At 65.5% G+C, this 8,126-nt stretch carries 8 protein-coding genes; 7 read left to right on the top strand and 1 reads right to left on the bottom strand.

The window, feature by feature from the left end; all coding sequences use genetic code 11:
- Nucleotides 1–8: 8 nt before the first annotated feature.
- From AC1DMG_RS17515 to AC1DMG_RS17505, 3 genes are all read left to right on the top strand, one after another.
- Nucleotides 9–1,628: an N-acetylmuramoyl-L-alanine amidase gene (locus tag AC1DMG_RS17515; protein WP_477180837.1), complete on the top strand. Its 1,620-nt coding sequence runs from the start codon at nt 9–11 to the stop codon at nt 1,626–1,628.
- An 86-nt stretch (nt 1,629–1,714) separates the two neighbouring features.
- Nucleotides 1,715–3,559, top strand: a complete 1,845-nt coding sequence (mutL, locus tag AC1DMG_RS17510) for a DNA mismatch repair endonuclease MutL (protein ID WP_477176376.1) — start codon at nt 1,715–1,717, stop codon at nt 3,557–3,559.
- A 79-nt stretch (nt 3,560–3,638) separates the two neighbouring features.
- Nucleotides 3,639–4,553, top strand: a complete 915-nt coding sequence (locus AC1DMG_RS17505) for a DUF1684 domain-containing protein (RefSeq protein WP_477176377.1) — start codon at nt 3,639–3,641, stop codon at nt 4,551–4,553.
- A gap of 62 nt (nt 4,554–4,615) precedes the next feature.
- On the opposite strand, the gene AC1DMG_RS17500 is transcribed toward AC1DMG_RS17505, so the two are convergent.
- Nucleotides 4,616–5,398 (bottom strand): enoyl-CoA hydratase-related protein, encoded by a 783-nt coding sequence (locus AC1DMG_RS17500; protein ID WP_441605181.1) that lies wholly within the window; start codon nt 5,396–5,398, stop codon nt 4,616–4,618.
- 153 nt (nt 5,399–5,551) lie between these two features.
- Between AC1DMG_RS17500 and AC1DMG_RS17495 the strand changes: the two genes are divergently transcribed.
- The 4 genes from AC1DMG_RS17495 to AC1DMG_RS17480 all read left to right on the top strand — a co-directional run bounded on the left by AC1DMG_RS17495 (nt 5,552) and on the right by AC1DMG_RS17480 (nt 8,060).
- Nucleotides 5,552–6,265, top strand: coding sequence for an FKBP-type peptidyl-prolyl cis-trans isomerase (locus AC1DMG_RS17495; RefSeq protein WP_441605182.1), 714 nt, complete (start codon nt 5,552–5,554; stop codon nt 6,263–6,265).
- Nucleotides 6,266–6,382: 117 nt separating this feature from the next.
- The gene (locus AC1DMG_RS17490; protein ID WP_441605183.1) at nt 6,383–6,580 is read left to right on the top strand and encodes a DUF1289 domain-containing protein; all 198 of its coding nucleotides are present in this window, start codon (nt 6,383–6,385) and stop codon (nt 6,578–6,580) included.
- A gap of 83 nt (nt 6,581–6,663) precedes the next feature.
- The gene (locus AC1DMG_RS17485; protein ID WP_441605184.1) at nt 6,664–7,182 is read left to right on the top strand and encodes a CoA pyrophosphatase; all 519 of its coding nucleotides are present in this window, start codon (nt 6,664–6,666) and stop codon (nt 7,180–7,182) included.
- Nucleotides 7,179–8,060 carry a sulfurtransferase gene (locus AC1DMG_RS17480; RefSeq protein WP_477180836.1) on the top strand — a complete coding sequence of 294 codons (882 nt, stop codon included), beginning with the start codon at nt 7,179–7,181 and terminating at the stop codon, nt 8,058–8,060. Before AC1DMG_RS17485 ends, AC1DMG_RS17480 begins: the two co-directional genes overlap by 4 nt.
- Nucleotides 8,061–8,126: the final 66 nt, after the last annotated feature.

The following is an 8,126-nucleotide window of genomic DNA, read 5'->3' as shown; positions in this document are numbered from 1 at the left end:
ATCCTGCTCTGCTCAGTGCCGTGGCTATGCTGGCCATGGTGCCTTTTTGCGTGGCCAGAGCGGCCGATGTGAAGTCCGCCCGCGTCTGGGCAGGCCCCGAATACACCCGCGTGGTGCTCGATGTTTCCGGCCCGGTCACCTACAAGGTCGACCAGGACGGCGACGAGCTTACGGTGGACATCAACGGCAGCTCGGTCGTTGGCGGCTTCAATTACCCGGCGGCCACGGGCCTGTACAAGGGCATGAGCGGCGCCAAGCAGGGCAATAACGTCCGCCTGACCGCCAAGGTCGATCCCTCGAGCAACGTCAAAAGCTTCCTGCTCAAGCCGCAGGCGGAGTACGGCTACCGCTTGGTGGTCGATCTTTATCCGGGCAGCGGCTCGGTGGCTAAGGCCTCGTCGCCGGAAAAGCGGCCTGTACCGAATATTCCCATCCCGGCTGCCGCCCCATCGGATGACGACGGCGACAGCGCCTCCGCCTCGGCTGCCGCAGCGCCCGAAGCTGCTCCGCCACCGGCTGCCATGCCGCCGCCGGCACCCATGCCCGAGTCGCGCAGCTCGACCCGCTCCTCGTTGAAGCCGACCCAGAGCGGCATGGCCTCGACGCGTGCGGCAGCCAGCCTGCTCAATGGCGAGCGCAAGGTGGTGATCGCCATCGATGCCGGTCATGGCGGCGATGACCCGGGCGCTCACGGTCCGGGCGGAACGCTGGAGAAGAACGTCACCCTCGCGGTGGCGCGCCAGCTGGCGGACCAGATCAACCAGCAGCCCGGCATGCGAGCTGTGCTCACCCGCAACGCCGACTTCTTCATCCCGCTGGCGCAGCGTTACCAGATCGCGCGCAATAACTCGGCCGACCTGTTCGTCTCGATCCACGCCGACGCCTTCATCAACGGCGACGCCAAGGGTTCGTCCGTGTGGGTGCTCTCGCCACGCGGCAAGACCAGCATGGCGGCGCGCTGGCTGGCCGACGGCCAGAACCGGGCCGACCTGATCGGCGGCGTGACGCTGGACGACAAGAACGACGGCCTGGCGGCCGTGCTGCTCGACCTGCAGCAGGGTTATTCCATGCAGGCCAGCGAATCGGTGGCAGGCAACGTGCTGAAGGCGCTGGGAAATCTCGGCCCCACCCATCGCGGCTACGTGGAGCGCGCCAACTTCGTGGTGCTGCGCTCGCCGGATRTKCCCTCGATCCTGGTCGAGACGGCSTTCATCAGCAATCCGGASGAAGAGCGCAAGCTGCGTGATCCTTCGCACCAGTCGCGCCTCGCCGCGGCGGTGATGACGGGCGTGCGCGGCTATTTCGAGGCGACGCCGCCGCCGGGCAGCTGGTTTGCCGCGCAAGCCTCGCGTCGCAACGGCATGGCGAATGTCGCCAGCTCGCAGGGCGACGACGAGACCGCTGCCAAGGCCACACGTGCCGTGGCACAGGCGATGGCCTCCACTCCCGGTGCCGGGAGTCGCGCCGATGATGGTGTGCAGGACCTGCACCGGGTGGAGCGGGGCGAAAGCCTGCGCAGCATCGCCAAGCAGTACGGCGTCAGCGTCAACGCGATCAAGAACGCGAACAAGTTGGAAAGCGATAGTTCGGTACGCGTGGGCATGATGCTGGCCATACCCGCCGGCTGAAGCGGCTGCTCAAGGAATCACCAACAACGCCGCCTCCGGGCGGCGCTCTGCTTTCGCCGGGGGCCGTCAGGTTCTAAGCTTCGCCGATGCCAGTCATTCGTCCCCTGCCTCCCGAACTCATCAATCAGATCGCTGCCGGTGAAGTGATCGAACGGCCTTCTTCCGTCGTGAAGGAACTGGTCGAAAACAGCCTCGACGCCGGCGCCACGCGGATTGAAGTGGATATCGAACAAGGCGGTTCCCGCCTGATCCGCGTGCGCGACGACGGTTGCGGCATCGTGCCCGACGAGCTGGCGCTGGCGGTGGCCTCGCACGCCACCAGCAAGATCGGCAGCTTCGACGATCTCGAACACGTGGCCAGCATGGGTTTTCGCGGCGAAGCGCTGGCTTCGGTGTCCTCGGTGGCTCGTTTTGCGCTGACCTCGCGCGCGCAGGGACTGGACACGGCGTTCCGCATCGAAGTGGATGGCGGCAAGCTGCAGGCGGCACGTCCCGCGCAGCATCCGCAGGGCAGCAGCGTGGAAGTGCGCGACTTGTTCTACAACGTGCCCGCACGCCGCAAATTTCTCCGCGCCGAGCGCACCGAATTCGCGCATATCGACGATCTGCTGAAATCGCTCGCCCTGGCGCGCGGCTCGGTGGAATTTCGCCTGAGCCACAACGGCAAGCCGGTGCGCATGCTCAAGGCCGCGCGCGACGAAAGCGCCGCCTTGCAGCGCGTGGCCGAAGTGCTGGGCGAGGAATTCCCCGCGCAAAGCCTGCGTATCGATCATGCAGCGGCCGGGCTGCATCTGTCGGGCTGGGTGGGTCTGCCCACCGCCTCGCGTTCGCAAGCTGATTCGCAGTACTTCTACGTCAACGGCCGGCTGGTGCGCGATCGCATCGTGGCGCATGCGGTGCGCCAGGCCTATGCGGACGTGCTGTTCCATGGCCGTCATCCGGCGTTCGTCTTGTATCTGGAACTCGATCCGGTGGGCGTGGATGTGAATGTCCATCCGGCCAAGAGTGAAGTGCGTTTTCGCGAACAACGGCTGGTGCACGACTTCCTGTTTCGCACCCTGCACGAAGCGCTCGCGCAGACGCGTGCAGGCAACGTCGGCCTGCCTGCTGCCGAGTCGCCGATGGCGGGAGCGGCGCCGTCGTACAGCTACAGCATGGCCCCGTCGTCGGGATCGGCCAGCGCCGCGCCCGCATGGCCCAATGCCTTGAGCCAGAGCCGCTTGAGCCTGGGCGTGCGAGACGAGCCGCTCGCTGGCTACGCCGCGCTACTGGGCGAACCCGCGACCGTGTCCACGCCGTTGTCGTTCGCTGCCAATGCGCCGATGCCGGACGCGTCCGAAGAGGAAGCGCCGCCGCTGGGCTTCGCCATCGCGCAGCTCAAGAGCATCTACATCCTGGCCGAAAATGCGCATGGCCTGATCCTTGTGGACATGCACGCCGCGCATGAGCGCATCACCTACGAAAAGCTCAAGGCTGGTCGCGTCTGCAGCAACCTGCGTTCGCAGATGTTGCTGGTGCCGATGAATGTGGCAGTGAGTGCGAAAGAGGCCGCCGCGGCCGAGGAACACGCCGAGGCCTTGGCGGAATGGGGCATGGAGCTCTCGCGCAGCGGTCCGTCCGGTGTGGTGGTGCGGCGCATTCCCGCCCTGCTGGAAGGCGCCGATGTAGCGCAGCTCTGTCGCGACGTGCTTTCCGAGCTGGCCCAGCACGGCAGTTCGCGTCGCCTGCAGGAGTTGGAGAACGAGCTGCTCTCGACCATGGCCTGCCATGGCTCGGTGCGTGCGGGGCGCCGCCTCACCATTCCGGAAATGAACGCGCTGCTGCGCGAAATGGAAGCGACGGAGCGCTCCGGGCAGTGCAATCACGGACGTCCGACCTGGACCCAGCTGAGCCTGCCCGAGCTGGACAAGTTGTTCCTGCGCGGTCGCTGACGAGTTTCTGTACCGAGCGGCGCTTGCCCGGTTTGTAAATGGACGGCCATACTGCTGTTTCATTCCGACGGGGCCTGCCATGTTGCGTACCGCCGTTCTTGCCTTTGCCTTGAGCCTTGGAGTTGCCACCGTGCAAGCTCAGACCCCTACCTCCGCTGCGGCGACGGATTTCTCCCAGCAAAACGTCAACTGGCAGAACAAGCGTCTTGCCGGCCTCACCGCACCCAATGGCTGGCTCAGCCTGATCGGCCTGGAGTGGCTGAAGGAAGGCGCCAATCGCGTGGGCAGCGCGGCCGACAATGACATCGTGCTCACGGCCGGTCCGGCCCACCTGGGCGTGGTGACCCTGGCCAAGGACGGCAGCATGCACATCGTGTTCGACAAGCACAGCGCGGCCACCGTGGATGGCAAGAGCGTGCCCGAAGCGGCGCTGGTCGACGACATGCACGCCGGTGACAGCGCGCCGTCCGTGGTGGCATTCGGTTCGGCCAGCTTCCTGGTGATCGAGCGCGACGGCCGCAAGGCCTTGCGCGTGAAGGACAGCAACGCCGACACGCGCACGCACTTCCTGGGGCTGGATTACTACACGCCCGATCCGTCGTGGCGCATCGAGGCTGACTGGGTGCCGTTCGACCCGCCGCACGAGCTGGAGATCGGCTCGGTGCTGGGCACGGTCAACAAGGAAAAGGTGCCGGGCAAGGCGGTGTTCCATCGCGACGGCCACACCTACGAGCTGATGCCGATCCAGGAAGAACCCGATTCGCTGTTCTTCGTCATCGCCGATCGCACGTCCGGCAAGGACACCTATGGCGCAGCCCGTTTCATGTATGCGGATCTACCGAAGGACGGCAAGGTCGTGCTCGACTTCAATCGCGCCTACAACCCGCCGTGTGCATTCACGCCGTACGCCACCTGTCCGCTGGCTCCGCCGGAGAACCGTCTGGATCTGGCCGTGACCGCGGGCGAGAAGAATTACCGCGGCAGCCATCACTGAGCGCTGCCCGATCCGCGCCATGACAACGACGGCCAGCCCTGCGCTGGCCGTCGCTTTTTGCGTTAGCGACCCTTGAAGTCCGCCTTGCGCTTTTCCAGGAACGCCGTGGTGCCTTCGCGCATGTCCTCGGTGGCGAAGGCCAGCGCGAACGCCTGCGTTTCAAACTCCAGACCCTGATCGATACTCGTTTCGCCACCCTGCAGCACGGCGTCCAGGATGCCAGCAGCGGCGAGCGGCGCGGCGGCGGCCAACTGATCGGCCATGGCGTTGACCGTTTCATCCAGCGCCTCAGGCGCGACCACGCGGGTCACCACGCCCAGCTCATAGGCGCGCTGGGCGTTGATGGTGGCGCCCAGCAGGCACAGCTCCAACGCCGCGCCACGGCCGGCCAGGCGCAGCAGGCGCTGGGTGCCGCCGAAGCCGGGGATCAGTCCCAGGTTGATTTCGGGCTGGCCGAACTTGGCCTTTTCGCTGGCCACGCGCAGGTGACAGCACATCGCCAGCTCCATGCCGCCGCCGAGGGCGAAGCCCTGGATGCGCGCGATCACCGGCTTGCCCAGTCGCTCGACCAGGCTCATCAGTCGCTGCCCGGTGCGCGAGAAACTCTGTGCCTGGACAGGCGTATAGCCATTCATCTCGGCGATGTCCGCACCGGCCACAAAGGCCTTCTCACCCGCGCCGGCCAACACGACTACCCGCACCGCATCGTCCTGGGCGGCCTGGGTGAAGGCCAGCGTCAGCTCGTTGAGCGTCTCCCGATTGAGCGCATTGAGCTTGTCCGGGCGATTGACGGTGATGGTGCGCACCGCGCCGCGGTTGGCGATTTCCAGGTTGCGATAGGCCATGATTCGACTCCGGCGGAAAAGGCGCCATGGTAGCAGCGGGAACCTTTGCCGCCTCCGGCGTTCGAAGGCACAGACGCCGGATGGACCGGCGTCGCTGCACGATTCGCCCGGACCGCTTACGATGGCCAGGTTGCAGCCGCAATGGAGGAAGGCATGGCACAACTGCGTTGGCTAGCTCTGGGYATCCTGTGTTGGGGTGGTCTGGCGCATGCTCAGGTCAGTGGCGCCCCGCAGGATCAGTCGCAGGTCAAGCTGGACAAGACCAAGCTGTCCTACGCCATCGGTTTCCAGATCGGCAGCCAGTTCGCCAACGGCGATCCGGACGTGGATATCCCCACGCTGCTGCGCGCGATCCAGGACGCCTACGCCAAAAAGCATCCCACCGTGTCGATGCGCGACATGCACGACCAGCTGCGCGAACTCGACGAGCAGATGCATAGCCAGGCGCTGGCGCAATTCAAGCGCGTGGCGGAAACCAATGCGCGCAAGAGCGCCGATTACATGGCGCGCAACCGCAGCAAGCCGGGCGTGATCCAGCTGCCGTCGGGCATCCAGTACGAAGTGGTGAAGCAGGGCACCGGCACCAGGCAGGTACCGGAAGGCTCGGTGGTCACCGTGAACTTCCGCGCCATGCTGATCGACGGCACCGAGTTCGACAGCTCATGGGCGCATGGTTCGCCGGTGAGTTTCGTGGTGAACAACAAGGTGATCCCGGGCTGGCAGGAAGTGATCCAGCGCATGCACGTCGGCGATCTGTGGAAAGTCACCGTGCCGCCTGCCATGGCCTATGGCATCAAGGGCGATCCGCCGCGCATCGGGCCGAACGAAGCGCTGGTGTTCGAAATCGAGCTGCTCGAGATCAAGTAATGGCATCCGCTTGAACGCTGCCGCCCTTGGCGGCGTTCGAATGACGGCCTGCGCCCCTTGCGATAGAATGGGGGCTTCGCTGGCACACTCCGTGCCGCGCTGATAGTTCCTCGCAGCATGACAGCGGCAGACGGCACCCCTGGTCCATCCGGCAATCCCCTCAGTCCTTGCATTGGCATCTGCCGGCTGGACGAACGCGGCTATTGCATCGGCTGCCTGCGCACAGGTGTTGAAATCGCCGGATGGCGGGCCATGGATGACCAGGAGCGACTTCGCTACATGCGCGACGTGCTGCCTCCCCGGAAACGACCGTGATGGGTGAGCTGCTGACCGACTTGAGTCACGCAGTATTGCCCTTGTCGTCACCGCCAACGGGCCGGGGTTGGAATCATTCGGACATGGTCCAGTTGATCGGCGACACGCCGCGTCGCCCGGCCGCCGTACTGGTTGGTGTACGCGACGGCGTGCAGCCGCGACTGGTGTTGACCGTGCGTACTGACCATCTGCAGGATCACGCGGGGCAGGTGGCGTTTCCCGGCGGTCGCACCGACCCCGGCGATGCCGACGCGATTGCCACCGCCTTGCGCGAAAGCGAAGAAGAAATTGGCCTCGAAAGCCGCCTGGTGACACCGCTGGGTTTTCTCGATCGCTTCGAAACCATCAGCGGTTACAGCGTCACGCCGGTGGTCGCGCGCATCGACGGCGACGCGCGCCTGTATCCCGCGCCGGCCGAAGTGGCCGAAGTATTCGAAGTGCCGCTGTCGTTCTTCCTTGAACCGCGCAATCTCAAGCGCTACACCATGGATTTCCGCGGTCACCGCCGCGACATGGTGGAATTCGTGCATGGCGGCCACCGCATCTGGGGTGCCACCGCCGCCATGGTGTTCAATCTCCTGCAGAGGATGGGACGCGCATGACACTCAAGACCACCTTGATCGACGTCAAGGAACTGGTGGCGCTTGCACCAGCCGATGTGTTGATCGTCGATTGTCGTTTCGACCTGATGGCGCCCGGCAGCGGCGAACGTGATGTCGGCAAGGGTGAGCGTGATTATCGCGAAGGGCATATCCCTGGCGCGGTTTACGCGAGTCTGGACAGCGATCTATCYGATCTCTCGCGCAAACCGCTGGGTTTGGGGAGACACCCCTTGCCGCTGGAAGCCGCGTTCTCCGAATCCCTGTCGCGCTGGGGTTGGCGCGAAGGCATGCAGATCGTGTGCTACGACGCCGCCAACGGTTCGCTCGCTGCCGCTCGCCTCTGGTGGCTGTTGCGCCTCTCTGGCATCCGCGACGTTGCCGTGCTCGATGGCGGTTTCCAGGCCTGGGTGGCTGCGGGCATGCCGGTCGAGTCGGGCGATGTGGTTCGCGAGCCGCAACCGGTCAGCCTCTATTTCGATGCCGAACAAGCCATCGTCGATCACGCCGCGCTGCGCGGCGATGCGCAGCGCGTGTTGCTCGATGCGCGTGCTGTTCCGCGTTATCGCGGCGAGGTCGAGCCCATCGATCCGGTAGGTGGCCATGTGCCCGGCGCGCTCAATCGGCCCTTCTCGGAAAATCTGCAAGAGGATGGCCACTTCAAGTCGGCCGATGTCCTGCGCCAGGAATTCCAGACACTGCTCGGCGCGCATGCGCCCAGCGACGTCGTGCATATGTGCGGCTCGGGCGTCACCGCCTGCCACAACCTGCTAGCGATGGAGCATGCAGGCCTCACCGGCTCGTGTCTTTACGCGCCGTCGTGGAGCGGCTGGGTGAGCGATGCGAGTCGGCCCGTAGCCAAGGGCGCTGAGCCCGGCTGAGCCTCGGTTTTTGTAGGAGCGCACCCTGTGCGCGACCCGGCGCCGCATGGCGCCGTTCGCGCACAG

This window comes from Dyella sp. 01N36 (assembly GCF_056399745.1).
The sequence above is the reverse complement of the archived record's forward strand: the minus strand, read 5'-3'. Positions and strand labels throughout refer to the sequence as shown.

What these genes read in the sequence shown, in the direction of transcription:
- AC1DMG_RS17490 (WP_441605183.1), top strand. Translation starts at nt 6,383, where the DNA reads ATGACAGCGGCAGACGGCACCCCTGGTCCATCCGGCAATCCCCTCAGT.
- mutL (WP_477176376.1), top strand. Translation starts at nt 1,715, where the DNA reads ATGCCAGTCATTCGTCCCCTGCCTCCCGAACTCATCAATCAGATCGCT.
- AC1DMG_RS17500 (WP_441605181.1), bottom strand. Translation starts at nt 5,398, where the DNA reads ATGGCCTATCGCAACCTGGAAATCGCCAACCGCGGCGCGGTGCGCACC.
- AC1DMG_RS17485 (WP_441605184.1), top strand. Translation starts at nt 6,664, where the DNA reads ATGGTCCAGTTGATCGGCGACACGCCGCGTCGCCCGGCCGCCGTACTG.
- AC1DMG_RS17505 (WP_477176377.1), top strand. Translation starts at nt 3,639, where the DNA reads ATGTTGCGTACCGCCGTTCTTGCCTTTGCCTTGAGCCTTGGAGTTGCC.